Annotated in this window: 21 protein-coding genes; 5 read left to right on the top strand and 16 right to left on the bottom strand. The window is 65.2% G+C overall.

The window, feature by feature from the left end; genetic code table 11:
- Nucleotides 1-80 precede the first annotated feature (80 nt).
- On the bottom strand, nucleotides 81-1,382 hold the full coding sequence (gene larC / locus AC6I6S_RS02565) for a nickel pincer cofactor biosynthesis protein LarC (RefSeq protein WP_497948163.1): 1,302 nt from the start codon (nucleotides 1,380-1,382) through the stop codon (nucleotides 81-83).
- Nucleotides 1,383-1,602: 220 nt separating this feature from the next.
- On the opposite strand from larC, the gene AC6I6S_RS02560 reads away from it, so the two are divergent.
- On the top strand, nucleotides 1,603-3,834 hold the full coding sequence (locus AC6I6S_RS02560) for a CDC48 family AAA ATPase (protein ID WP_497948162.1): 2,232 nt from the start codon (nucleotides 1,603-1,605) through the stop codon (nucleotides 3,832-3,834).
- A 442-nt stretch (nucleotides 3,835-4,276) separates the two neighbouring features.
- Nucleotides 4,277-4,552 (top strand): DUF8028 family protein, encoded by a 276-nt coding sequence (locus AC6I6S_RS02555; protein ID WP_497948161.1) that lies wholly within the window; start codon nucleotides 4,277-4,279, stop codon nucleotides 4,550-4,552.
- Between the two features lie 49 nt (nucleotides 4,553-4,601).
- Here the strand turns inward: AC6I6S_RS02555 and AC6I6S_RS02550 are convergent, their stop codons facing one another.
- The 11 genes from AC6I6S_RS02550 to AC6I6S_RS02500 form a co-directional block, all read right to left on the bottom strand.
- Nucleotides 4,602-5,528: a DMT family transporter gene (locus AC6I6S_RS02550; RefSeq protein WP_497948160.1), complete on the bottom strand. Its 927-nt coding sequence runs from the start codon at nucleotides 5,526-5,528 to the stop codon at nucleotides 4,602-4,604.
- 66 nt (nucleotides 5,529-5,594) lie between these two features.
- The gene (locus AC6I6S_RS02545) at nucleotides 5,595-6,923 is read right to left on the bottom strand and encodes an ABC transporter ATP-binding protein (protein ID WP_497948159.1); all 1,329 of its coding nucleotides are present in this window, start codon (nucleotides 6,921-6,923) and stop codon (nucleotides 5,595-5,597) included.
- Complete coding sequence (locus AC6I6S_RS02540; protein WP_497948158.1) at nucleotides 6,923-8,167, bottom strand: ABC transporter ATP-binding protein; 1,245 nt, start codon at nucleotides 8,165-8,167, stop codon at nucleotides 6,923-6,925. Before AC6I6S_RS02540 ends, AC6I6S_RS02545 begins: the two co-directional genes overlap by 1 nt.
- Nucleotide 8,168: 1 nt before the next feature.
- A complete protein-coding gene (locus AC6I6S_RS02535; protein WP_497948157.1) occupies nucleotides 8,169-9,248 on the bottom strand; it encodes an ABC transporter permease in 1,080 nt (359 codons plus the stop codon).
- The gene (locus AC6I6S_RS02530) at nucleotides 9,245-10,234 is read right to left on the bottom strand and encodes an ABC transporter permease (protein ID WP_497948156.1); all 990 of its coding nucleotides are present in this window, start codon (nucleotides 10,232-10,234) and stop codon (nucleotides 9,245-9,247) included. The genes AC6I6S_RS02535 and AC6I6S_RS02530 overlap by 4 nt, the downstream gene beginning before the upstream one ends.
- 103 nt (nucleotides 10,235-10,337) lie before the next feature.
- On the bottom strand, nucleotides 10,338-11,978 hold the full coding sequence (locus AC6I6S_RS02525) for an ABC transporter substrate-binding protein (RefSeq protein WP_497948155.1): 1,641 nt from the start codon (nucleotides 11,976-11,978) through the stop codon (nucleotides 10,338-10,340).
- 198 nt (nucleotides 11,979-12,176) lie between these two features.
- Nucleotides 12,177-13,790, bottom strand: coding sequence for an ABC transporter ATP-binding protein (locus AC6I6S_RS02520; RefSeq protein ID WP_497948154.1), 1,614 nt, complete (start codon nucleotides 13,788-13,790; stop codon nucleotides 12,177-12,179).
- Nucleotides 13,787-15,079 carry an ABC transporter ATP-binding protein gene (locus tag AC6I6S_RS02515; RefSeq protein WP_497948153.1) on the bottom strand — a complete coding sequence of 431 codons (1,293 nt, stop codon included), beginning with the start codon at nucleotides 15,077-15,079 and terminating at the stop codon, nucleotides 13,787-13,789. The genes AC6I6S_RS02520 and AC6I6S_RS02515 overlap by 4 nt, the downstream gene beginning before the upstream one ends.
- The gene (locus tag AC6I6S_RS02510; protein WP_497948152.1) at nucleotides 15,080-16,087 is read right to left on the bottom strand and encodes an ABC transporter permease; all 1,008 of its coding nucleotides are present in this window, start codon (nucleotides 16,085-16,087) and stop codon (nucleotides 15,080-15,082) included. It lies immediately after the preceding gene.
- A gap of 13 nt (nucleotides 16,088-16,100) precedes the next feature.
- Nucleotides 16,101-17,090 carry an ABC transporter permease gene (locus AC6I6S_RS02505; RefSeq protein WP_497948151.1) on the bottom strand — a complete coding sequence of 330 codons (990 nt, stop codon included), beginning with the start codon at nucleotides 17,088-17,090 and terminating at the stop codon, nucleotides 16,101-16,103.
- A 28-nt stretch (nucleotides 17,091-17,118) separates the two neighbouring features.
- A complete protein-coding gene (locus AC6I6S_RS02500; RefSeq protein ID WP_497948150.1) occupies nucleotides 17,119-18,738 on the bottom strand; it encodes an ABC transporter substrate-binding protein in 1,620 nt (539 codons plus the stop codon).
- Nucleotides 18,739-18,881: 143 nt separating this feature from the next.
- On the opposite strand from AC6I6S_RS02500, the gene AC6I6S_RS02495 reads away from it, so the two are divergent.
- From AC6I6S_RS02495 to AC6I6S_RS02485, 3 genes are read left to right on the top strand one after another with little or no spacing between them, the layout of a single operon-like run.
- Nucleotides 18,882-19,529 carry a ribonuclease H family protein gene (locus tag AC6I6S_RS02495; RefSeq protein WP_497948149.1) on the top strand — a complete coding sequence of 216 codons (648 nt, stop codon included), beginning with the start codon at nucleotides 18,882-18,884 and terminating at the stop codon, nucleotides 19,527-19,529.
- Between the two features lie 45 nt (nucleotides 19,530-19,574).
- Nucleotides 19,575-20,027: a DUF2240 family protein gene (locus tag AC6I6S_RS02490; RefSeq protein WP_497948148.1), complete on the top strand. Its 453-nt coding sequence runs from the start codon at nucleotides 19,575-19,577 to the stop codon at nucleotides 20,025-20,027.
- Nucleotides 20,028-20,050: 23 nt separating this feature from the next.
- Nucleotides 20,051-20,446, top strand: coding sequence for a DUF7993 family protein (locus AC6I6S_RS02485; protein ID WP_497948147.1), 396 nt, complete (start codon nucleotides 20,051-20,053; stop codon nucleotides 20,444-20,446).
- 38 nt (nucleotides 20,447-20,484) lie between these two features.
- Here AC6I6S_RS02485 and AC6I6S_RS02480 read toward each other — a convergent pair whose 3' ends face one another.
- The 4 genes from AC6I6S_RS02480 to AC6I6S_RS02465 form a co-directional block, all read right to left on the bottom strand.
- Nucleotides 20,485-21,975 carry a sensor histidine kinase gene (locus AC6I6S_RS02480; protein ID WP_497948146.1) on the bottom strand — a complete coding sequence of 497 codons (1,491 nt, stop codon included), beginning with the start codon at nucleotides 21,973-21,975 and terminating at the stop codon, nucleotides 20,485-20,487.
- A 193-nt stretch (nucleotides 21,976-22,168) separates the two neighbouring features.
- The gene (locus tag AC6I6S_RS02475) at nucleotides 22,169-23,224 is read right to left on the bottom strand and encodes a Leu/Phe/Val dehydrogenase (protein ID WP_497948145.1); all 1,056 of its coding nucleotides are present in this window, start codon (nucleotides 23,222-23,224) and stop codon (nucleotides 22,169-22,171) included.
- Between the two features lie 130 nt (nucleotides 23,225-23,354).
- The gene (locus tag AC6I6S_RS02470) at nucleotides 23,355-23,678 is read right to left on the bottom strand and encodes a hypothetical protein (protein ID WP_497948144.1); all 324 of its coding nucleotides are present in this window, start codon (nucleotides 23,676-23,678) and stop codon (nucleotides 23,355-23,357) included.
- A 109-nt stretch (nucleotides 23,679-23,787) separates the two neighbouring features.
- On the bottom strand, nucleotides 23,788-24,444 hold the full coding sequence (locus AC6I6S_RS02465; RefSeq protein WP_497948143.1) for an HAD family hydrolase: 657 nt from the start codon (nucleotides 24,442-24,444) through the stop codon (nucleotides 23,788-23,790).
- Nucleotides 24,445-24,451 lie beyond the last annotated feature (7 nt).

Raw genomic sequence — 24,451 nt, 5'->3', positions numbered from 1 at the left:
TGCGGCGCAGTGTGAATCCGCCGAGGCCAACCGTCGACTGCCCGTTACGGCGGGTGTGGTGAGTTTCGATCGTTCCTCTCTCAACTCGTCCGCTCGTCGTCCAGGAGCGCCCGTTCGGCGCGCCGGGCGATATCGCGAATCGCCAGTCCGGTTTCCTCTGCGACCGCGGCGGCGTCGTCGTACTCCGCACTCACGTCGTACACCTCGCCGTCGGCGTCGCTCGCGACCTTCACCGTCACCTCGTGGCGATCGCCCTCGAGTTCGATTTCGACGGTTTCGAACTCTCGTTCGGCGACCCATCGGTGGGTCGCACCCGAATCGCGAACGCCCAGGGTTCCGGTCTCTTCGGCCAACCGGCGGGCGACCCGCTTGGCGTCCTCCGGCCGACAGATCACCTTCACCAGGTGGCCCGGGCGGGACTTCTTCATCGTCGCCGGGAGAATTGAGACGTCTCGCGCGCCCACGCGCGAGAGCGACTCCTGGAGCCCGCCCAGCACTTCCGGCGTCGCGTCGTCGAGGTTCGTCTCGAGTACCGTGATCTCCTCCCGACGGAGCTCGCCAGCCGTCTCACCGACCAGCACCCGGAGCACGTTGGGATGCGGATCGAGGTCGTAGCCGCCCGCGCCGTAGCCCGAGGACTCGAGGGAAAGCGATGGTAGGGTGTCGACGCCGTCGGCGATGTGCCCGAGGATCGCCGCCCCCGTCGGCGTGAGCAGTTCGGTCTCGACGGGGCCGCCGACGAGCGACCAGTCGGCCCGTTCGGCGATCTCGACGACCGCCGGCACCGGGACCGGGTACTCGCCGTGACTCATCGAGACAGTACCGCCGCCCGTCGAGAGCGCGGTCGTCACGATCCGATCGGGCTCGAGGTCAGCGAGCAACAGGACCGCGCCGACGACGTCGGCGATCGCGTCGTCGGCACCGACCTCGTGGAAGTGGATCTCCGAAAGCGGTTCGCCGTGGACGGCGGCTTCGGCCTCGCCGAGGAGTTCGAAGATCGCGAGCGCATCGCGTTCGATCGACGGCTCGAGCGCCATCCCCTCGACGATCTCGCGGACCTCGAGGTAGCTTCGGTGGGGACCGTGGCCCTCCGCAGGCGTGTGTTCGTGGTCGTGTCCGTGTGAATGCTCACCCTCGTGCAGATGGTCGTGATCGGGTTCGTCAGCGTCCGAGGCCGTGGGCTCGTGGTCGTCGTCCGCCAGCACGACGTCGACTACCGTCGCGCTGATCCCACACTTCGTTACCTCGGTGGCGTGGTATTCGACGTCGAGTGCGTCCTCGATCGGCTCGAGGACGGACGGATCGGCCCCCGCGTCGATCAGCGCGCCGAGAATCATATCACCACTTGCCCCCATGCGGCCGTCGAAAGCGAGACTGGTCATACCTACGAGAGGGAGTGGCGCAACCAAAACCCTGTTCACTCCTGTCCGAAACCCGATGACGGCGACGGGTCTACGGACGTGATTCGAGCCGGTACTTCTATGTGTCTCCCCATCTGAGATAGATGTGATAGAGTGTGGCACGGTGGGGGACACCGATGCTAGCAAAAAACCTATCCGACCTGCAATCGGAGACACTGACATTGCCGTCCATCCCTAAATCATGAACGAAGTCCAACTGGAGGTTGCAAAGGCGTACCCGAACGACTCGGGTCGTGGAATCGCCCGGCTCGACCCGGACACCTTGCTCCATCTGAAGCTGAGCCCGGGTGACATCATCGAGATCGAAGGAGCCGACACTACCGCCGCGAAGGTCTGGCGAGCCGACCGGCAGGACTGGAACACCGACACCGTCCGCATCGACGGCTTCACCCGCCAGAACGCCGACGTCGGTATCGGCGAGCGGGTGACGATCCGCAAGGCCGAAGCGACCAAGGCGAACAAGCTCGTCCTCGCGCCCCCCGAAGAGGCGTCGGTGCAGTTCGGTTCCGACGCCGCGGGCATGGTCAAACGCCAGATCCTGAAGCGGCCGGTCGTCGGACGCGACATCGTCCCGGTGATGTCCTCGACGAACCACCCGTTCATGCGCTCTCCCGGCCAGGCGATCCCGCTGATCGCCGTCGAAACCGATCCCGAGGGGGTCGTGCTCATCACCGAGGACACCGAGGTCGAACTCCGCGAGGAGCCGATCTCGGGCTTCGAGAGCCGCGGTGCCGGCATCACCTACGAGGATATCGGCGGCCTCCAGGGCGAGATCCAGCGGGTCCGGGAGATGGTCGAACTGCCGATGAAGCACCCCCAGATCTTCAAGAAGCTGGGGATCGAGCCCCCGCAGGGTGTTCTCCTCCACGGGCCGCCGGGAACCGGGAAGACCCTGCTCGCGAAGGCGGTCGCCAACGAGACCTCCGCGAGTTTCTTCTCTATCGCCGGCCCGGAGATCATCTCGAAGTACTACGGGGAATCCGAACAGCAACTCAGGGAGATTTTCGAGGACGCGAGCGAGGAGTCGCCCGCGATCATCTTCATCGACGAACTCGACTCCATCGCCCCCAAACGCGAGGACGTCACCGGCGAGGTCGAACGCCGGGTCGTCGCCCAGTTGCTGACGATGATGGACGGTCTCGAGGCCCGCGGCCAGGTGATCGTCATCGCCGCCACGAACCGCGTCGACAGCGTCGACCCCGCCCTGCGCCGTCCAGGTCGATTCGACCGCGAGATCGAGATCGGCGTCCCCGACGAGGTGGGCCGCGAGGAGATCCTCCAGATCCACACCAGGGGAATGCCGCTTTCCGACGACGTGAGCCTCGGCCACCTGGCCGACGAGACCCACGGCTTCGTCGGCGCCGACATCGAGAGCCTCACCAAGGAGGCGGCGATGAAGGCGCTGCGGCGGTACCTCCCCGAGATCGACCTCGACGAGGAGGACATCCCGCCGAGCCTGATCGACCGGATGATCGTCAAGCGCGAGGACTTCCGCGGCGCGCTCTCGGAGGTCGAACCCTCCGCGATGCGCGAGGTGCTCGTCGAACTCCCGAAGATCTCCTGGGACGACGTCGGCGGTCTCCACGAGGCCAAAGATCAGGTCAAGGAGTCCGTCGAGTGGCCGCTCAACCAGCCCGAGAAGTTCCAGCGGATGGGTATCGACCCGCCGGCCGGCGTCCTGCTGTACGGACCACCCGGCACCGGGAAGACGCTGATGGCGAAAGCCGTCGCCAACGAGACGAACGCCAACTTCATCTCCGTGCGCGGCCCGCAACTGCTCTCGAAGTGGGTCGGAGAGTCCGAAAAGGCGATCCGCCAGACGTTCCGGAAGGCCCGTCAGGTCTCCCCGACGGTGATCTTCTTCGACGAACTCGACTCGCTGGCCCCCGGACGGGGTGGCGACGTCGGTTCGAACGTCTCCGAACGCGTCGTCAACCAGCTCCTCACGGAACTCGACGGCCTCGAGGAGATGGAGGACGTGATGGTGATCGGTGCGACCAACCGGCCGGATATGATCGACCCCGCGCTCTTGCGCTCGGGACGGTTCGACCGGCTGGTGATGATCGGCGAACCCGACACGGAGGGCCGCGAACGGATCCTCGAGATCCACACCGACGACACGCCGCTGGCGGCGGACGTCAGCCTGCGAGAGATCGCCGAGATCACCGACGGCTACGTCGGCAGCGACCTCGAGTCGATCGCCCGCGAGGCGGCGATCGAGGCGCTGCGCGAAGACGCAGAGGCCGACGTCGTCGAGATGCGTCACTTCCGGGCGGCGATGGAGAGCGTCCGTCCGACGATCACCGACGACATCCTCGACTACTACGAGCAGATCAAAGAGGAGTTCAAGGGCGGGACCCAGACGGCCGAACCCGGAACCGGCCGGCGCGGCAGCCGGATCGGCTTCCAGTAGAACCGAGCGTTTGGCAGCGGTTTCCCGATCGCCGGTGATATTTGTGTGGTCACTAACCCGTTCTACCGGCGACACACTCCGAGCGTCAGCAGCACGGGGCCGTCGCCGGACGTATCGTCTCTCCGTTCAGTCTCGGTATCGTGATATTGGTCGTATCGTAACTGAGAAGGCCAGTAGGCTCCGATTTCACTCGAAATTCCTGTCGTTAGTATACTCGTAACCAATGGAACGTTCCGCTTGCCGCACGAACCGTGCCGGTCGTTACCATGGATTGTGGAACTCGGTCAGACCGGCCCTGTGAATCGTTTCGTGGCCGTTCTCAGGTCGATGATCCCGAATTTAGAACCACTTATTCCGGTGAATCGATCGGAACGGCTCGAAACGCTGTGTCCCCTATATGTGGCTCTGTTCGGAAAATATGATACGTCTGCCGGTGTTTCCAATGTCGAGCCCCCCCGCCACCCACGACCAACGTACGTCCTCGGCGCCCAGCGTCGCGTCCGACGGACAGGACAGTCAGGGCGCTCTCGAGCGCCTCTCACCCAGGATCGCAAAATCCATCCGCGTTTCGAGCTTCTGGACCGCAATCGCACTGCCGTTCCTGCACGTTCCATTGCTCGCGACGGGACTGTCGACGGCGCCGGAAACGGCGACGTTTCTCGGCTTGCTCGTCCTGAATCTCGTTGCGCTCTATCTCGGCCACTCCCATCGCGCCTGATCGTTCGGTCCCCGCTGCCTTCGGCCTTCTTTCCTCCGTCTCTGTCATCTCACTCGTTCGACCGCCGACTCCGAAACTGTCCGAACTCCGCCCGAAGCGCCTGGCGTTTGACGAGGACGAACCCGGCCGCGATCAGGACGAACCCGAGGAGCGTCGCAAGATCGACGACCTGACCCAGCAAGAGCCAGCCGAACACCGCGGCAAAGATCGGGGCGACGTACGACACCATGTTGATCTCGACGGCCCCGAGCCGCTCGAGCAGGTCGAAGTAGACGAGAAAGCCGAACGCGCTGGCGACGATCGCGAGGTAGCCGAGCGAGACAAGGGCGATGGGATGGGTCCACGCTCCGATGTCGATCGGTTCCCGCATCGCGAGGCTGACGACGTGCATGAGGAGCGCACCGCCGAGCATCGACCAGGCCTCCATCGTCTCGATCGGGAGTGAAGCGTCGATCCGGCGCGTGAGTACGCTGCCGAGCGCGAACGACGCGGCCGCGAGGAAAACGAGTCCGGTCGCGACCACGTTGGTGGCGAGCACGTCGGACGGATCGGGTCGCGCGATGATGACGACGCCGAGCAGCCCGAGGCTGAGTCCGAAGAGGCCGATCCTCGAGAGCGCGTCGGAGGGAACCAACACCCTGGCGAACCCGGTGGTCAGTACCGGCGAGAGACTCACCAGAATCGCCGCCGCGGCGGCTGTCGTATGCTGCTGACCGACGAAGAGGAACGCATGGTAGGCTGCGATCAACAACACCGCGCCGACGGCGACGACCGCCCACTGGTCGCGTCCCCGTGGAATCGGATCCTCGACGGCGTAGGCTGCGTACGCGAGCATCACGACGCCGGCGATGTCGTAGCGCAACGCGGCGAACAGCACCGGCGGAAAGTGAGATAGCCCGGCGCTGATCGCGACGAACGCCGTCCCCCAGACGGCTGCAAGTATCAGAAAGAGCCCGAAACTTCGGTAGCTACTCACGATGGTCTGTCTTCTCTTCGGGACACTATGTGTTTCGATCCGAAACGTAACGACGGCCCGTCGCCGTCAATCGCTCGTCGCGGAATCAGTCGAGGTTGCGCCTGCGCCGGCCTCGTCGTCGGCCGGGACGCCGTAGAGGTGACAGGCAACCGGGTGGGCACCTTCACCCAGTCCCGGGTTCTCCCGCTCGCAGACGCTTTCGTACGTTTCACGTAACCGGTCGGCTGCCGCCTCCCAGTTCTCTCGGGCGACCGCCGCCAGCGCCTCCTCGACGACCTCGTCGTGTCGCGGCGGCAACTCGACCTCGAGCAACTGCGCCTTCAGTGCCGAGACGAACTCAGGAAGCGATTCCTCGTCGACTCCGTCGTCGATCTCGAACTCCTCACCGACGCCCTCGAGCGTGATCTCCCGGCTTTCGACCCGTTCGCGGAGGCTCATGATCGCGCGGTAGGTGTCCTGGTCGATCTCGAGGTCGTCGGGCGGGATCACCATCGGACACCGGGTGCGAAAGCGACAGCCGGATGGCGGATCACGCGGCGAGGGGACGTCGCCGGCGAGGGTCTCGCGATCGCGCTCTTTCTCCTCGGTCGAGGCGCGGGGAACGCTCTCGAGCAGCGCCTGCGTGTAGGGATGTTTCGGATCGTCGAAAATCTCCTCGACGGGGCCGACTTCGACGATCTCGCCGAGGTACATCACCGCGACGCGGTCGCAGACGTGCCTGATAACCGAGAGATCGTGACTGATCAGCAGATAGGTGAGATCGAACTCGTCTTGCAGATCGTCGAGCAGGTTGAGCACCTGCGCCTGCACCGAGACGTCCAGCGCGCTCGTCGGCTCGTCCAGCACGAGGAACTCGGGCTCGAGTGCCAGCGCCCGGGCGATCCCGATACGCTGGCGCTGCCCACCAGAGAACTCGTGGGGGTAGCGATCGAACTGGTCGGCCGAGAGCCCAACCCGCTCGAGGAGATCCCGGACTCGCTCGGTTCGCTCCGCCTTCGTCCCGACGCCGTGGACGTCGAGTGGCTGGCGAACGATCTGACCGACGGTCATCCGAGGATCGAGGCTCGAGAACGGGTCCTGAAAGACGACCTGGGCCTCCCGGCGGAACGCGTTGAGTTCCGCGTCCTCGAGGTCGTAGACGTTTTCGCCCTCGAATTCGACCCGGCCGCCGGTCGGCTCCTGCAGCCGAAGCAGGGTCTCGCCGGTCGTCGACTTCCCGCAGCCGGATTCGCCGACCAGCCCCAGGGTCTCGCCCTCGTAAATGTCGAAGCTCACGCCGTCGACCGCCCGCACCGCAGTGGGCTCCTCCCCGACGAGGCGGTCGAGGATCGAGTCGTTCTCCCAGAAGTACTTCTCGAGGCCGGCGACCCGGACCAGGGGCTCGTCCGCGCTCATCAGTGATCACCTCCGTCGGTCTGGACCTGCTCGCTCTCCGGTTCGGCCTCGGTCGGTTCCGCGTGGACGTCCGCGGCCGGTCGCTCCTCTTCCTGGAAGTAGTCGTCGGGGAGGGCCTTCGACTCGTCGTACTCCGTCTCCGCGAGGTAGCACCTCGTGGCATGTTCCGGACTACCACCAGCGTCGAACTCGGGTGGGTGCTCGAGACACTCCTCCATCGCCTTCGGGCAGCGATCGGCGAAGTAACACCGATCGGGCATCTCGTGGTCGAGCAGGCTGGGCACGTTCCCCGGAATCGGCTGTAAGCGACCGGCGGCGCCCTCGAGGTCGGGAATCGAGCCGAGCAGTCCCTCGGTGTATGGATGGACGTGATCGTCGAACACGTCCGCCAGGGTGCCGCGCTCGACGATTTCGCCGGCGTACATGACGCCGACGCGGTCGCACATCCGCGCGACCACGCCCAGGTTGTGCGTGATCAGCAAAATCGTCATCCCGGTCTCCTCTTGCAGTTCCGCGAGCAAGTCGAGGATCTGCGCCTGGATGGTGACGTCGAGCGCCGTCGTCGGCTCGTCGGCTACCAACACGTCGGGTTCGCCCGCGAGCGCCTGGGCGATCATCGCCCGCTGAAGCATCCCGCCGGAGTACTCGTGTGGATACTCGTCGGCGCGTTCGACGGGGTCCGGAATCCCAACCAGTTCGAGTAACTCCACCGCCCGATCTCGGCTCTCTTCGGTGACGTACTTCTTCGAGGAGAGGAAGTTCCCGAGCAGGTAGTCGGTCAGGCTGTACTCCTGCGCCTTCGCGTCGAGCGAGCGCGGGTTCGAGCGGGCGCGCTGCTGGGCCTCGACGGCCTCGGCGATCTGCTCGCCGACGGTGAGACTCGGGTTGAAGCTGCTCATCGGGTCCTGGAAGATCATCGAGAAGCGCGATCCCCGGAGGAGTCGCCGGGACTTGGCGGGCAGCGCCCGCAGGTCCACGTAGTCGCCGTCGGTGGCCTCGGCCGGTGCCTCTTCGACGATGTCCGGCGCGCGGAACCAGACTTCGCCGTCCGTAATTCGGCCGGGGCTCTCGATCAGATCGATGATCGACAGCGCGGTGACGGATTTGCCGCTGCCGGATTCGCCGACGATGCCGAACACCTCGTTGTCTTCGATCCGTAGATCGAGGTGTTCGACGGCGTTTACCTGCCCGTTGTCCGTGAAGAAGCGCGTACAGAGATCGTTGATTCTGAGTATGTCGGTCACGTTAGACACCTCCCTCTCCCTCGATACTCGGGTCGAGGGCGTCCCGGAGCCAGTCGCCCAGCAAGTTCACGCTGATCACCGCGAGCACGATCGCGAGCCCCGGCATCATTGGAATCCACCAGTTCGAGCGGGTGTCGCTCTGGCCCTGCTGGATGTCGTACCCCCAGGTGAGCGTCGTCTCGGAGAAGCCGAGATACGACAGTGCGCTCTCTAAGAGGATGATGGCGGCGACCTGGATCGTTGCCAGTACGATGATCGGCGTCATGCTGTTGGGCAGGATGTGCTGTTTGAGGATCGTCCGGTGGCTCGCGCCGATGCTCTTGGCGGCCTTGACGTACTCCTCCTGTCTGATGCTCATCGCCTCGCCGCGGGCGACGCGAGCGAACCAGACCCAGTTGACCAGCGCGACGACGAGCGTCACGGTGACGGGGAACGTGACGCTCGCCGGCATCTCGGCGACGTGATCTGCCCGCGGTATGAGCCAGCCGAGCGTATCGTGTCTGGCGGCGTAGACGAACGGATCCGGCACCTGTGTCGTGTGGAAGTCCGTATCCCTGAACACCCCCACCAACGCGATCGCGAGCACGAGCGACGGGAACGCGAGCATCATGTCCGCCCCGCGCATGAGGCCGTCGTCGACTGATCCGCCGTAGTAGCCGGCGGCGAGTCCGTACGGCACGCCGATCATTACGGCCAGCAAGGCGCCGAGGATACCCACGAGCACGGACACCCGCGCGCCGTACATCAGTCTCGAGAGGATGTCCTGTCCGATCGTGTTCGTTCCGAGCAGGAAGCTCGGTTCGCCGCTGAGATCGATCGTTTCGGTCACCATCTCCCCGTCGACGAGTCGGGTTTCACTGGTTTCGCCGCCGAAGAGGCCAAAGGGTTCCCACGGTGGTAGATCCGTTTTGTCGAGTTCCGGATCGTCGGACACGCGCGTTTCCGTCGGATGGTGAGGGGCGAAAAACGGCGCGAAGATCGCCACGAGGAGGATGGCGACGATCAGGACGAGGCCGATTTTCGGGAGAATACTCTGTCTGAACTCGGATTTGAGTCGCTGTCTGGTACGTTTCGAAATCATTCGACGATCACCCGTGGGTTGAGGTAGGCGTACAGCGCGTCGACGACGATGTTGATCAGGACGAAACCGACGCCGATCACGATCAGAATGCCCTGAATGAGTACCCAGTCGCGGTAGGCGATCTGTTGAATCAGGAACTGCCCGAGGCCGGGCCAGGAGAAGACCTGTTCGGTGATCACGGCCCCGCCGATCAGCGTCCCGAGCTGGAGGCCGAGAACGGTGATGATCGGGATCAGGGTGTTCCGCAGGACGTGTTTGTACAGGACGAGCGTCTCCGGGAGCCCTTTCGCACGGGAGGCTTCGACGTACGTCTTCCCGAGTTCCTCCAGCATCCCGCTGCGCGTGAGTCGAGTCAGTAGGGCCGTGAAGTACGTCCCGAGCGTGATCGCCGGCAGGAAGATCGCGGCCGTCCAGGCACCGAGCCCTCGTGGGTCGAACTCGAAGGCGAGCATCTGAAGGGCATCGACCAGCGACATCGGTCGACCACCGGTCGGAATCGGACCGATGGCGACGGCGACGAAGATGATGAGCATGATCCCGAGCCAGAAGTTCGGCGTGCTGATGCCGACGAGCGAGAACAGCGTTGCACCGTAGTCGGCCTTCTGGTGGCGCCGTCGGGCACTGATCACGCCGAGCGGAATCGCGATCAGGATCGAAACGATCGTCGCGGCGAACGCCAGCTCGAGCGTCGCCGGGAGCCGGGCGAAGATCATCGTCGTGGCGGACCGGCCGGTTCGCATCGAGGTTCCCAGATCGAACATCAGGAGGTCCGTGATGTAATCGGCGTACTGGACGTGAATCGGATCGTTGAGCCCGAGGTTTTCGGCCATCCGCTCTCTGACCTCCGGACCCGCGTCCGGCGGCGTGAGCGCACTGACCGGATCGCCCGGTGTGAGAAACCGAAGCAGGAACGTGATCGTCACCACTCCCCAGATGACGAGCACCCCCTGCATCAGGCGCTTTGCAAGGAATTTCCCCAGAGCCATGCGTACTGGTTCTCAAAACGGCATCGATGGACTAAAAGAACTACGGTTTGTGACCCCGTATCAGTCCGGGACTGCGGCGGGATGAGGTCGGAACGGTAGGCCGTTATTCGGCGTACGCGCTGATCTCGTCCAGGCGGATGTCCTCGTCCTGGCGGGCGTCCCACGCGAGTTCGTCGTTGACGCCGTAGATGCTGTACTGCTGGTGGAGGAACACCCAGGACGCACGCTCGTTCGCGAGCTGGTTCGCCTCCATGAGCAGCTCTTCGCGCTCGTCTTCGTCCGGTTCGCCCGACGCCTCCTCGAGCAGACCGGCGATCTCGTCGTCCTCGAAGTGCCAGAACGGCCCCTCCATGAACCACGGGTTCATCGCGTAGCCGGCGTCGAACGTCGGGTTCCCCCAGCCGATCAGGAAGATGTCCGGCGAGTCGGACATGTCCCCGGTGTCGGTGACGTCGAACAGCGACTGGGTCTCCCACTCGTCGTGGCTCGCGCTGACGTTGTCGAGGCCGTCGATGTCGCTCGCGGCTTGGGCGGCGATGTCGGTGTCCGCGAGATACCGGCCCGTCGGCGAGACGATCGTGATCTCCTCGTCGGTGTGGCCGCTCTCCTCGACTAGCTGCTCTGCCTCGTCGGGGTCGTGACCGTATGGTTCGACGTCGGGGTTGTGACCGAACATCCCCTCGAGCGTCGGCTGGCTCGTCGGCTCACCGAAGCCGTTGAGCAGACTGTCGATGATCGCGTTGACGTTGACAGCGTAGTTCATCGCCTGGCGGAACTCCTCGCTGTCGAACGGTGGTTCGTCGTTCGGCATGACGAGGAAGATGTTCCGGATACTCGGCTCGCCCTCGATGCGGAGGTCGTCGCTGTCTTCGACGTCGCTGATGTCCGCAGGGTTGACGTCGGTCACGATGTCGCTGTCGCCACCCTCGAGGCCGGAGATCCGGGCCCCCTCGTCGGCGGTGGCGTTGAATCGGGCCTCGACGACCCGCGGCTCGTCGCCCCAGTAGTCGTCGAAGCGGACGTAGTCGACGTGGCTTCCCTCGCTGAAGTCCTCGAGTTCGTACGGCCCGGTGCCGTTGATCTCGGTTGCGAGTTCGTCGTCGTCGCGTTCTTCGACCCACGACTGCTGCTGGACGCGGCCGAACGCCGAGAGGTTCCGGAAGATCGCCGGCTCGGTCGACTCGAGCTGGAGTTCGATCGTGTTGTCGTCGACGGCGCTTGCCTCCTCGATTGCGCCGATGACGCCGGCCTGCTGGCTCTGATCGGGGTCGTTGGTCCGGTTGACGCTGAAGGCGACGTCCTCGGCCGTCATCTCCTCGCCGTTGTGGAACGTGACGTCCTCTTGAAGCTCGAGTTCGACGACCATGTCGTCGGTTCGCTCCCAGTTGGTCGCGATGCGCTCGATCAGCTCGCCGTCCCGGTCCCGGTAGATGAGCGGCTCGTAGGCCTGGTTCAGGATGTTCCAGGTCGGTGTGTCGTTGTGGTCGATGGGATCGAGCGTGTCAGTCACGGATCCCTGCGTGATGACGACCTGATCGACATCGGCGTCCTCGTCGACCTCGCGGTCGTCGTCACCGTTGCCGTTACCGGTTCCGTTGCCGTTACCGTCGTCGGCACCGGCCCCGTCGTCATCGTCATCATCACCCGTTCCCAGGCACCCTGCAACTGCGGCGGTTGCTGTGGCAGCACCTGCGAATTTGAGTATCGAACGGCGCGAAAGGTCTGCGCGTTCTTCCCGTGGCATACGCTTACAGTTAGGGGAATGAGTATAAGTATATGATGGTCCTGAGTCACAATCCTCCATCGTCTGTCGTGTCTCCCGAAAACACCGGGACACGAGGATCATAAGCAATGCTTTCCACCGCGTTCGTGACTCGAAACGTGGGACGACGAAGGGCGGCGCAGTTGTGGTGCAGAGAACGCCAGTTCGATCGAGCCGTCGTTACGATTGTTCGGACCGGGACGTCGGTGTGACATCGGCATCGGCGTCCCGGACGTCGGGTCGATCGGGGAGGTGACAGGCAGCCGGGTGTGCCCCTTCCCCCAGCGCCGGGTTCTTGCGCTCACAGGGACTCTCGTACGCCTCGCGGAGTTGGGCAGCGCCACTCTCCCAGTCGTCACCGATCACCGCTTCGAGGGCTTCCGTGACGATCTCGTCGTGTCGTGGCGCCAACTCGACCTCGAGCAGTCGTGACTTCAGCGCTTCGACGGCCGTCTCGCGGTCGTCTCCCGCATCGACCGCTCGCTCCGTCTCGTCGCCTGCGGTGGGTTTGAGACTCACCGCCCGGTTTTCGATCCGCTCGCGGAGGCTCATGATCGCGCGGTAGGTGTCCTGGTCGATCTCGAGGTCGTCGGGCGGGATCACCATCGGACACCGGGTACGAAAGCGACAGCCGGATGGCGGATCACGCGGCGAGGGGACGTCGCCGGCGAGGGTCTCGCGATCGCGCTCTTTCTCCTCGGTCGAGGCGCGGGGAACGCTCTCGAGTAGCGCCTGCGTGTACGGGTGCTTCGGCTCCTCGAAGATTTCGGCAGCCGGTCCCACTTCGACGATCTCGCCGAGGTACATCACCGCGACGCGGTCGCAGACGTGCCTGATAACCGAGAGATCGTGACTGATCAGCAGGTAGGTGAGATCGAACTCGTCCTGGAGGTCGTCGAGCAGGTTGAGCACCTGCGCCTGCACCGAGACGTCCAGCGCGCTCGTCGGCTCGTCCAGCACGAGGAACTCGGGCTCGAGTGCCAGCGCCCGGGCGATCCCGATACGCTGGCGCTGCCCACCAGAGAACTCGTGGGGGTAGCGCTCGAGTTGATCCGCGGAAAGCCCTACCCGTTCCAGGAGATCCTGAACGCGCCGGCGACGGAGCACCGTCTCCGAGTGGCCGACGGACACCCGGACCACGACGCCGCCCTCGTTTCGGTCGACCGCGACGGTGAGCCCGTCCGGCACTTCTGCGGTGATGCCGCCGTCCTCGTCGACGTGCGCCTCGGCCGGGGACCGATCGTCCCGCCCGGTTCGAACGGCGACCGGCACCGTCGCGACGCCGTCCTCGACCGCGGCGACTTTGTCCACGTCGTCGTCGACGACCACCGACACCTCCGCACGGTCGATTCCGTCCGTCGTGACCGCTGCGACCGGTTCGACGGCCGGATCGGTCCAGGGCCAGCCGTGGATGTCGAGTGGCTGGCGAACGATCTGACCGACGGTCATCCGAGGATCGAGGCTCGAGAACGGGTCCTGAAAGACGACCTGGGCCTCCCGGCGGAACGCGTTGAGTTCCGCGTCCTCGAGGTCGTAGACGTTTTCGCCCTCGAATTCGACCCGGCCGTCCGTCGGCTCTTGCAACCGAAGCAGCGTCTCGCCGGTCGTCGACTTCCCGCAGCCGGATTCGCCGACCAGCCCCAGGGTCTCGCCCTCGTAAATGTCGAAGCTCACGCCATCGACCGCCCGGACGGCCGTGGGTTCTGCGCCGACGAGGCGGTCGAGGATCGAGTCGTTCTCCCAGAAGTACTTCTCGAGACCGGCGACCCGAACGAGCGGGTCCTCGGCGCTCATCGCCGATCGCCTCGTGAGGACCAATCCGTCGAACGCGAGCCGGTGGCGCCGTCGCCGCCGTCGGTCTGGGCCTCGGTCTGCGGTGTCGCTTCCGCCTGATCGGCCGCGGCCGGCTGCCGTTCCTCGAAGTAGTTCTCGGGGAGGGCTTTCGACTCGTCGTACTCCGTCTCCGCGAGGTAGCACCTCGTGGCATGTTCCGGACTCTCCTCCACGTCGAACTCGGGTGGGTGCTCGAGACACTCCTCCATCGCCTTCGGGCAGCGATCGGCGAAGTAACATCGATTCGGCATCTCGTGGTCGAGCAGGCTGGGGACGTTCCCCGGAATCGGCTGTAAGCGACCGCCGGCGCCCTCGAGTTCCGGGATGCTCCCGAGCAGTCCTTGCGTGTAGGGGTGTACTGGATCGTCGAAGACGTCTTCGAGCGTCCCGCGTTCGACGATCTCGCCGGCGTACATGACGCCGACGCGGTCGCACATCCGTGCGACCACGCCCAGGTTGTGCGTGATCAGCAAAATCGTCATCCCGGTCTCCTCTTGCAGTTCCGCGAGCAAGTCGAGGATCTGCGCCTGGATGGTGACGTCGAGCGCCGTCGTCGGCTCGTCCGCGATGAGCACGTCGGGTTCGCCCGCGAGCGCCTGCGCGATCATCGCCCGCTGGAGCATTCCCCCGGAGTACTCGTGTGGGTGTTCTGCGGCTCGCTCGACGGGGTCCGGAATCCCAACCAGTTCGAGTAACTCCACCGCCCGCTCCTGACTCGATTCGGTGACGTACTTCTTCGAGGCCATCACCGTGCTCGCGAGGTAGGAGGCGAGTCCGTACCCCTGCGTTCTCGAGGCAACCGATCGGGGATTCGCCCGGGCGCGCTGCTGGGCCTCGACGGCTTCGGCGATCTGCTCGCCGACGGTGAGACTCGGGTTGAAGCTGCTCATCGGGTCCTGGAAGATCATCGAGAAGTTCGTCCCTCGGAGCGTCCGCCGCTTTTCCGGCGGCAGCGCCTGGAGGTCGACGTACTCCCCGTTGACGGCCTCCGGGACCTCCTCGCCGAGGGAGTCGACGAGATCCGGATTACGGTACCAGATCGACCCGCCGGTGACCCGCCCTGGCGACTCGAGCAGCCCGAGCAGGGAGAGCGCGGCGACGCTCTTGCCCGAGCCGGACTCGCCGACGATACCGAACACCTCGCCGTCGCGGATCTCGAGGTCGATGCCGTCGACCGCGTTCACCTGGCCGTCCTCGGTGAAGAATCGGGTCTCGAGCCCCTCAACCCGGAGGATAGGTGGTCGCTCCATCTACATCCCACCCCCGTGTTCGCCCTCGATTCCCGGGTCGAGGGCGTCCCGAAGCCAGTCGCCGAGCAGGTTGATTCCGATCACCGTCAGCACGATGGCGAAGCCGGGAATGCTGGCGATCCACCACGAGGTCGCGAGGTAATCACGTCCCTGGGCGATGTCGAAGCCCCACGAGAGCGTCGTTCCCGAGAAGCCCAGGAAGGACAGCGAGCTCTCGAGGAGGATGATGGCGGCGACCTGGATCGTCGCCAGCACGATGATCGGCGTCAGGCTGTTCGGCAGGACGTGCTGTCTGAGGATCGTCCAGTCACTGGCGCCGAGGCTCTTCGCGGCCTTGACGTACTCCTGCTGGCGGATCGACAGCGCCTCGCCGCGGGCGATCCTGGCGAACCAGACCCAGTTGACGATGCCCACGACGAGCGTGAGCGTCACCGGGAAGACGAACGTCGACGGCATTCCGTCGACGAGGCCGAGGGCGACGAACGGATCGGGTATCCCGATACTCATCGGCCCGAGCAACCCGACGAGCGCGATCGCGAGCACGAGCGCCGGAAACGCGAGCATGATGTCGGCGAATCGCATGAGCGAGTCGTCGACCCGCCCCCCGTAGTAGCCGGCGACGAGCCCCACGCTGACGCCGAGTCCGACGGCGATCATCGTCCCGACGATGCCGACCATCAGCGACGTCCGCGCGCCGAACAGCACTCGCGAGAACAGGTCGCGACCGAGCGCGTCGGTACCGAACGGGTTGTCGAGCGAGCCGCTCGTGGTCGTCTCGACGGTCTCGCGCTCGCCGTCGACCATCCGGAACTCCTCGCTCGTCTGCGTGACGCCGATCGGCGGCAGGTTCGACTCCTCGAGGCCCTGTTGATTCGGGTTGTGCGGGGCGAGAAACGGCGCGAAGATCGCGGTGAGGAAGACCAGAACGACGAGAAAGAGCCCGATCTTCGCCATCAGGCTCTGGCTAAACTCCCGGCGAAGGCTCCGACGGATCCGTTCGGAGATCATCGACTCACCTCGCTCATTCGAAGCTCACCCGCGGGTTAAGGTAGGCGTACATCCAGTCGACGGCGATGTTGATGACGACGAAGCCGACGCCGATGACGATGAGCGAGCCCTGGATGATCGGCCAGTCTCTGACGGTGATCGCATTGATGATGAGCGTTCCCAGCCCCGGCCAGTTGAACACGAACTCGGTGATCACCGCTCCGCCGATCAGCGTCCCGAGCTGGAGGCCCAGCACGGTGATGATCGGGATCATCGTGTTTCGCAGGACGTGTTTGTACCGGACGAGCGTCTCGGGCAGCCCCTTCGCGCGCGTCGCCTGCACGTAGGGTTTGCCGAGTTCGTCGAGCATCCCGCTCCGCGTGAGGCGGACGATCATCGCGGTGAAGTACGTCCCGAGGGTGATCGCCGGGAGCACGATGTGTGCGAGCCAGGTCCGTATCCCCTGGACCTCGAGTTGGAAGACGAGCATCTCCAGAGCCGGCAGCAACCCGATCGGCCGCCGACTCGTCGGCAGTATTCCGAGGCCGACGGCGACCAGCAGGATGAGCATGATGCCGAGCCAGAAGTTCGGCGTGCTGATGCCGAACAGCGAGAACGTCGTGGCCGCGTAGTCGGCGGGCTCGTGGCGTCTCGTCGCGCTCACGACGCCGAGCGGGATGGAGAACACGATCGCCACCAGCGTTGCGACGACCGCGAGTTCGATGGTTGCGGGCAGTCGCGCGAAGATGATCCCGCTGGCGGGCCGGCCACGGATATAGGAGTATCCCATATCCCCCTGGACCAACCTGGTGAGGTACTCGACGTACTGGACGTAGATCGGCTGGTCGACCCCGAGGTTCGCGGCGATCTGTGCGCGAAGTTGGGGGGAAGCGTCTAACGGTGCGACGAAGTCGACGGGGCTTCCCGGCGTCATAAACCGGAGCAGGAACACGACCGTCACGACGCCCCAGATGACGAATATACCCTGCACGCTCCGGCGGAGGATGAACTGATACTGTGACATGATTGAGAGAGGTCTGAAGCGCGGACGCTTACTCGGTGAGAGACATCTCGTAGACGAGTGAGAACTCGTCCTGTCTGGGCTCCCAGTCGATGCGCTCGTTGATGCCGTATATCAGATACTCGCGGTTCAGGAAGACGAACACCGCCAGCTCGTGGGCGCGTTCACAGGCGTCCATCAGCAGCTGCTCGCGCTCGTCCTCGTCGATCTCGGCCGACGCGTCGTAGATGAGCTCCTGGAGTTCGTCGTCGAGGAACGTGTACTGGGAGGTTTCCTCGGTGAACCACGGGAACAGGTTCTGCTGGGCGTCGAACGTCGTGTTCCCCCATCCGATCAGGAAGAAGGGCGGAGTCGATTCGATGTCGCCGTCGAGCAGGATCGACGCCATCTCACCGAAGTCGCGCATTTCGATCTCACAGGAGAGGTTATCGAGGTCGTCGAGGTAGCCCACGCAGGCCTGTGCGATCTCGTCGCTCTGGAGGTACCGCCCGGCCGGCACCTCGAGCGTGATCTCCTCGTCGGCGTGGCCGCTCTCCTCGATCAGCTCCTCGGCTCGCTCGGGGTCGTACGGGTAGGGCTCGAGGTCGTCGTTGAAGCCGAAGTAGCCCTCGAGCGTCGGCTGGGCGGTGGCATCGCCGAACCCGGAGAGCACCTCGTCGACGATGGCGTCGAAGTCAATCGCGTAGTTGAGCGCCTGGCGGAACTCCTGGCTGTCGAACGGTTCGACGTCGTAGCGCATCGGGAGCATGAGGATCCGCGTGCTGGGCGCGTCGGCGATGTACGTCTCGTCCTCCCCGTCCACGCGAGGGGCGTCGTCCGGCGGAACCGCCGTCGCGATATCGATCTCGCCGGCGAGCAGGCTGTTGATGCGGGTGCTCGACTCGGTCGAGGCGTCGATCGTCACCTCCTCGATATCGGCCTCCCCTTGCCAGTAGTCCGGGAAGCTCGTAAAGTGGGTGTACTCGCCGTCGACGAACTCTTCGAGCTGGTACGGACCCGTCCCGTTGATATCCGCCGCGACCTCCTCGGGTTCGCGGTCCATGATCCAGTCCTCCTGAACCATCGGACAGTACGAGGCGAGGTTCGCGAACACCATCGGATTCGACCCATCGGACTGGACGAGGATCGTGTCGCCGTCCGCCTCTGCACCCGTGACGCCCGCGAGCTGGTCGGCCTGCGGGCTCTCGAGGTTCCCGACCGCCGGATCAACGACCCGGTTGATGCTGAACGCACAGTCCTCGGCCGTAAGGTCGTCACCGCTGTGGAACTGGACGTCGTCGCGGATGGTCAACTCGTGTTGGTCCTCCTCGACGATCTCCCACTCCGTCGCGATTCCCTCGACGATCTCGCCGTCCGCGTCGCGTGCGAGGATGAACTCGTAGCCCTGTAGCAGGACGTTGTCGGTCGTCGTCTCCCGGTGGTCGTGTGGATCGAGCGTCGTCGGGTCCTGGGTCTGGCTGATCGCGATCGACGACCCCTCTCTGTCAGCCGGATCGCCATCGCCGTTGCCGTCGCCACCGTCGTCCGAATCGCCGTTCGCTGCCTCACCTTCGGTATCGAGACAGCCGGCGACACTCGCCGTCGCAGCTGCTGCACCGGCAAATGCGAGAAACTGTCGTCGCCCCACCGTCGGTTCTGATTCCCGTGGCATGCTTCGAGATGGGGGTACGATTATTTATACATGTGGTATGGTAACAATGCGCGAATGTATTGCAGAGCGACAGGACGGCAGATGTGCCGTGGTATGGTATAGCAAACAATACAGTTAAGACATCGGGTAACATACCGACGGCCATGGCCGCCCATGGCCGCCCCGCGCTGCGGGACCTGTTCGACGAGTCGCCGACTCCCCACATCGCTCACCCTCCCCACACCCACCACCGTGACTTCTACGTCGCCACTGATGGGTCGTTTCGTGAGTCCGGCGGTGGGCTCGGCGCCGTCATCGAAACGCGCGACGGAACCCGTGTCGGACGGGTCGCCACGGCCGATACCCCGCCCGACAACAACGTCGCCGAGTATCGTGCGCTCCACCTCGGCCTCGATATCCTGGCCGCCAGGGCCCCGCCGAACGCGCGCGTCGGCGTCCTCGTCGATCACGACGACCTGGCCAGCAACGTCAACAGTGCGCTCCTGGCCGCGCGTCACCCGGACCGAGAGCCACCGCGGCCGTTCTCGGTACCGACCGAAAGCGCCAACCACTGGCGGGGCATCCAGGCCCGCCTCAACGGCTTCGGCGAGGCCCGCGCCGCCCGTATCGATAGCGACCAGAATCCCGCTCACCCCCTTGCGAACGCCCCGGAACAGTACGCACACGTCAACCGCGAACTCGGGCGCTGCGTGCTCCCGGAGCCCCCGGAGTCGACGCCAACACAGTTCCCGCCGCCGTCCCGGGCCAACCGAAACGGCCACGCCGGTGGAGGCGGTCGGGCCTCGGACTGAGCGAAACCGCCACCGTTATTCACTCCCCACAGAGAGTCGTCTCCGATGAGCCTTCGCGTCGCCGTCGCAGCGCCGTTCAAGCAGAACGGGACCCGAACCCTCCGGGAGAACGAGTTCGTCGTCGCGCTCTCGCTCGACCGGGACTGGTTCTCACCCGACCAGTCGACGCGACTGGTTACCGTCGGAATCGAACAGGGGCTGCTCGAGCGCGAGGGCTCCGAACTCAGGCTCACCGTCGATCCCGCATCGGTCACGGTTCCTGACGAGTTCGTCCCCGACGAGGACCTCCTGCGCGAACGATCGGCGTTCGAGCGCGTCCTCGACACCCTCGTCGCGGCAGGGGTCGAGAAACACGAGGCCGTCGGCGCGATCAACGCCCTCCAGGGCGACCTCGAGATCACCATCGAGGCCGCCGCGGTCGTCTACGCCCACGGCGAGGGCCTCGACGTCTCGGAGCTCGCCCCCGCGGCTCGAGAGACCGTGATCGAAGGGCGTTAGGCCCTCGCTACCCGAACGCCGGTATGGTCGAGAAGCGAATCACGGACGGCCGGCGCATCGCCGAACTCCTCTCCTCGGAACTCGACGGCCGTACCGACGGCGAACTCCGGCGGATGGCCGTAACGAACGTCGACGACGACGTCGAGGTGACCGCCGACGGCGGGCGGGCCTACGACGTCGAACGCGACGGCGAGCGCTTCGCCCGGGTGTTCGTCCACTCCGATCGAGCGCACCTCGAGTTCGATTCCGGCAGGGAAGCGGCCGTCGACGCGGCCGACGACCTCGAGTTACGGGCGCGACCGAAGGCCAGTCAGCCCCCGAAGACGCTGGTGTTCGTCGAGAGCGGCGCGGAGGTCAAGCGTGCGACGGACGTAGTGCAGGCGGCGAGCCGTGCGCTCAGAAGCGACGACGCGCCCTAAATCGCGACCGTGCGATCGGTAGATCGATCCGCGAGCGGTCACACGTTTGCCCGCTCCATCGCCACGTCAGTGAACTCGAATCGTGTCCCGCCGGTCGGGCTGTCTCCGATCTGGAGACGCCAGCCGTGTGCGTCGGCGATTTCTTTTACGATCGCGAGTCCGAACCCGATTCCCTCAGGGGTCGTCGTATACCCCCGCTCGAACGCGCTTTCACGTTTGGCCTCCGGAATTCCCGGCCCGTCGTCGTCGACGTAGAACCCCTCGGGGCGATCGGCGACCGTAATCGTCACCCGCTCGTCGCTGTGTTCGACTGCGTTTCTGAACAGGTTCTCGAGCAACTGCTCGAGGCGGGTTTTATCCGCGAGAACGGTCCGTTCGGTTTCGATCTCGAGTTCGGCCGCGTCCGTCGTGACGTTCTGCCAACAGTGCTCCGCGAGCGCCCGCAGATCGACTGGCTCCGTTTCGTCGATCACCGTTCCCGATCGGGCCAGCATCAACAGGTCGTCGATGAGCGTATTCATTCGATCGATCGCGCGGTGGGCGTGTTCGAGGTGTTCCACGTCCCCGGTTTCCCTGGCGCGTTTCAGCGACACGTCCGCCACGCTGAGCGGATTGCGGAGGTCGTGAGAAACCCTCGTCGCGAACTGTTCTAACTCCTCGTTCTGCTTCCGGAGCCGGTCTTTCGCCCGCTGGCGCTCGAGTTCGTAACTCACCCACTGACTCATCAGATCGACGAGCGTGACCGTCCAGTTCGAAAAGGTACCGACGCGGGGCTCGGTGTCGTAGAAGCAGAACGTACCGTACACGTCGTCGTCGAGGAACACTGGCGCACCGACGTAGCACGAAATCCCCCACTCGGTGTAGCCAGCCCGGTCCGTTTGCGTCGGCGCGTCTCGTGCAACGTCACCGAGGACGAGCGTCCGTTCGTTGCTGGCCGCGATCTCGCAGTTCGTCGCCGACAGCGGAACGACGTCCCCCGCCTGGATGCTGTCGTCCTCCGCGGCGACCACCTCGAAGACGTACTCGTCGCCTTCGATCTTCGAGAACGTTCCGTAGGCCGTCTCGAGCTCCGCCCGGCCGAGTTCGAGCAACGCCTCTACCTGTTCGGCGAACGTTCGCTGCGGGTCCGCGATGATCTCGTACATCTCTCGTAGCGTCCGTTCGCGGATCTCGAGTTGCGTCCGTTTGCGGACGCGATCGGTGATGTCGCGTCCGATTCCGGCGAACGCCCCGCGGTCCGCTCCGGACAGCTGTCGAAGGCTGAACTCGTAGGGGATCCGATCGCCGCCGGCGGTCACGAGCTCTCCCTCGACACCGGTGCCTCCCGTCTCGGCTCCGCTCGCGGCCGCACCCGTGATCCGTTCCAGGTCGGCCCCCTCGAAAAAGTCCGCCAGCCCCATTCCCGCCAGTTCCTCCTCGGAGTAGCCGGTCACCTCCAGCGCCGCCTGATTCCAGATGACGACTGTTCTCGACTCGTCGAAAACGAAGAAGAGATCGTCGAGAGCGTCGATCAACGACGGGCCGTTCATATGGCCAACACCACGTAGCCACAGAGTTATACTTTTCTCATCCGTTATTTTCACCCCGGGCGATCGACCGGCGTCTCGCTTACTCCCCGTTACAAACGAGACGGTAGAGCGTCTCCGGCGTGCGACACCCCTTGTAGACACCCGCGGATCGAACTCGGCGAGGATCGGACCGAGTGTCCATCAGGCCTGCCGCTCAGTTCGTCGACGCCATCGGCTCGCCGCGGTCGCCCGCTGCGATCCGCTCCTCGGCGTACTCGTCGGCGGCGTCGAGTACCGTGATCTCGCGGTCCTCGGCGCGCTCGATAAGGTCGAGCAGGCGGTCGCCGATGGCCTCGGCGTCGGCGAGGGCTTCCTCGCGGCTCCGCCCGAAGTACTCGTTGGCGACGGTGATCAGCCCGCCCGCGTTGATGACGTAGTCCGGCGCGTAGAGGATCCCGTTCTCCTGAAGTTCGGTGGCGTGGCGGCGCTCCTCGAGGGCGTTGTTCGTCCCGCCGGCGACGATGTCACAGTCGAGGTGGGGAATCGTCTCGTCGTTGATCACGCCGCCGATGGCACACGGCGCGAACACGTCGCAGGGCTCGGCGTAGACGTCGTCCGGCGCGACGGTGTCGACGCCGAGTTCGTCGACCATCGCCGCGACGGCCGCTTCGTTGACGTCGCTGACGGTCACCTCGGCGCCGTGCTCCAAGAGGAGTTCTGCGAGCCCGCGGCCGACCTTGCCGACGCCCTGGATCACGACGGAGCGACCCTCGAGGTCGTCGCTGCCGTAGGTGGTCTCGACGCAGGCCCGGAGCCCCGAGAAGACCCCGCGGGACGTGATCGGCGATGGGTCGCCGAGGCCGTCGCTGGTGCCGACGGCGTACTCGGTTTCCTCGCGGAGGATGTCCATGTCCGCGACGCCCGTATTCACGTCGACGGAGGTGATGTAGTGGCCCCCGAGGCGGTCGACCATCCGTCCGTAGGCGCGCATCATCTCCTCGGTTTTGGCCTCGGGGTCGGCGACGATCACCGCCTTCCCGCCGCCCAGATCGAGGTCGGTCGCCGCGGCCTTGTAGGTCATCGCCCGTGAGAGCCGGAGGACGTCCCGCAGCGCCGCGTCTTCGCTCTCGTACGGGAGTAGCCGGGTGCCGCCGAGGGAGGGACCGAGCGTGGTATCGTGGATCGAAACGATCGCCTGGAGCCCGGTTTCCTCGTCGACGAAGTGGGTTACCTGCTCGTGGCCGAGTGCCGCCATCTCGCTGTGAACCATATGGCAATATTTGCGCGGAGAAGGGGTTTAAACTGTGGCGATTCGGTTCGTGCGGGTCGGCGGCGCGACGGGTGATAGCCCGTCGCTCGCGGTGGTAGGTGGATACGCACTCCCGACCAACGTGGTGAGGTCACCCAGGAAGCGACGGGGAGAATCTCCCCACGAACCAGGCGATAGGGAGCGTGACGGCCACCAGCGCCCACAGCGGTGCAGCCGTTTCCTGACCCGCGATCGTACCGGCCAGCAGCGTCACCGAAAACGCCAGATACGTGATGACGTTCTGGACCGGCTTTCCGTTTTCGGTGAGGTCGAGGCCGATGTACGCGCCGAGGGCGGCCGCGGGGAGCAGGAGTACGAACTGCTGAACGTCGAGCGCGTGGGCGAACGAACGGCTGGACCATCCGACGGCCATCGCGAACGCGACGATGACGAGGTCACGGCTGTCGATCAACACGTGAGAGACGTTCTCTCCAGAACGATAATCGTACTGGTTGACAGGACCGTCAGTTATGATCGATCACTGACTCTCGTGACACCGGCAGTCGAGCGGAGTTCGAAGCCGATCACGCGAGCGCCTCGAGTCGTCGCGGTAACTCAGTCGCAATCGACGACTGCTCGAGGCAGGCAACCGCCCGCGGATCGGGCTCGGTATCCTCGAGGACCACCTGAATCGCGTCCATGCCGGCGTTCGTCGCCCCGTAAATATCGGCCTCGAGTTCGTCGCCGACGTACACCGCCTGCCCGGGCGCGACGGAGAGTTCCTCGAGGATCGCCTCGAACGCCCGGCGGTCGGGTTTGCCGGCCTCGAGTTCGCCGGTGACGAGCGCGGCGTCGAAGGCGTGCTCCCAGCCGAGCGTGGCGAGTTTGTCCCGCTGGGCGCGGACGGGGCCGTTCGTCAGGAGGCCGACGCGGTACTCCTCGCGGAGGTCGCCGAGCATCGACTCGACCCCCGGCAGGGGAGCCAGCGAGTCGGCGATCGTCTCCCGGTACGCCGTCGCCACCGCGGCGGGATCGGCGTCGGTGTCGTGGTCGGCCAGCAGATCCGCGAAGATCGGCTCGCGGCTTTCCCGGGTGAGGTTTTTGCGGTGGGCCTCGAGGTAGGCCTCCCGCGAAAGCGCCGGCGCGCCCGCTCGACGGGTCGCGTCGGCGAGAATGGTTTCACGGTCACGTTCGGGCACCGCCAGGGTATAGTCCAGGTCGAAGACGACCGCCCGTGGCATGCCCGAG

It is taken from the genome of Natrononativus sp. DTA114 (assembly GCF_059736515.1).
This window is presented reverse-complemented; position numbering and strand designations above follow the sequence as displayed.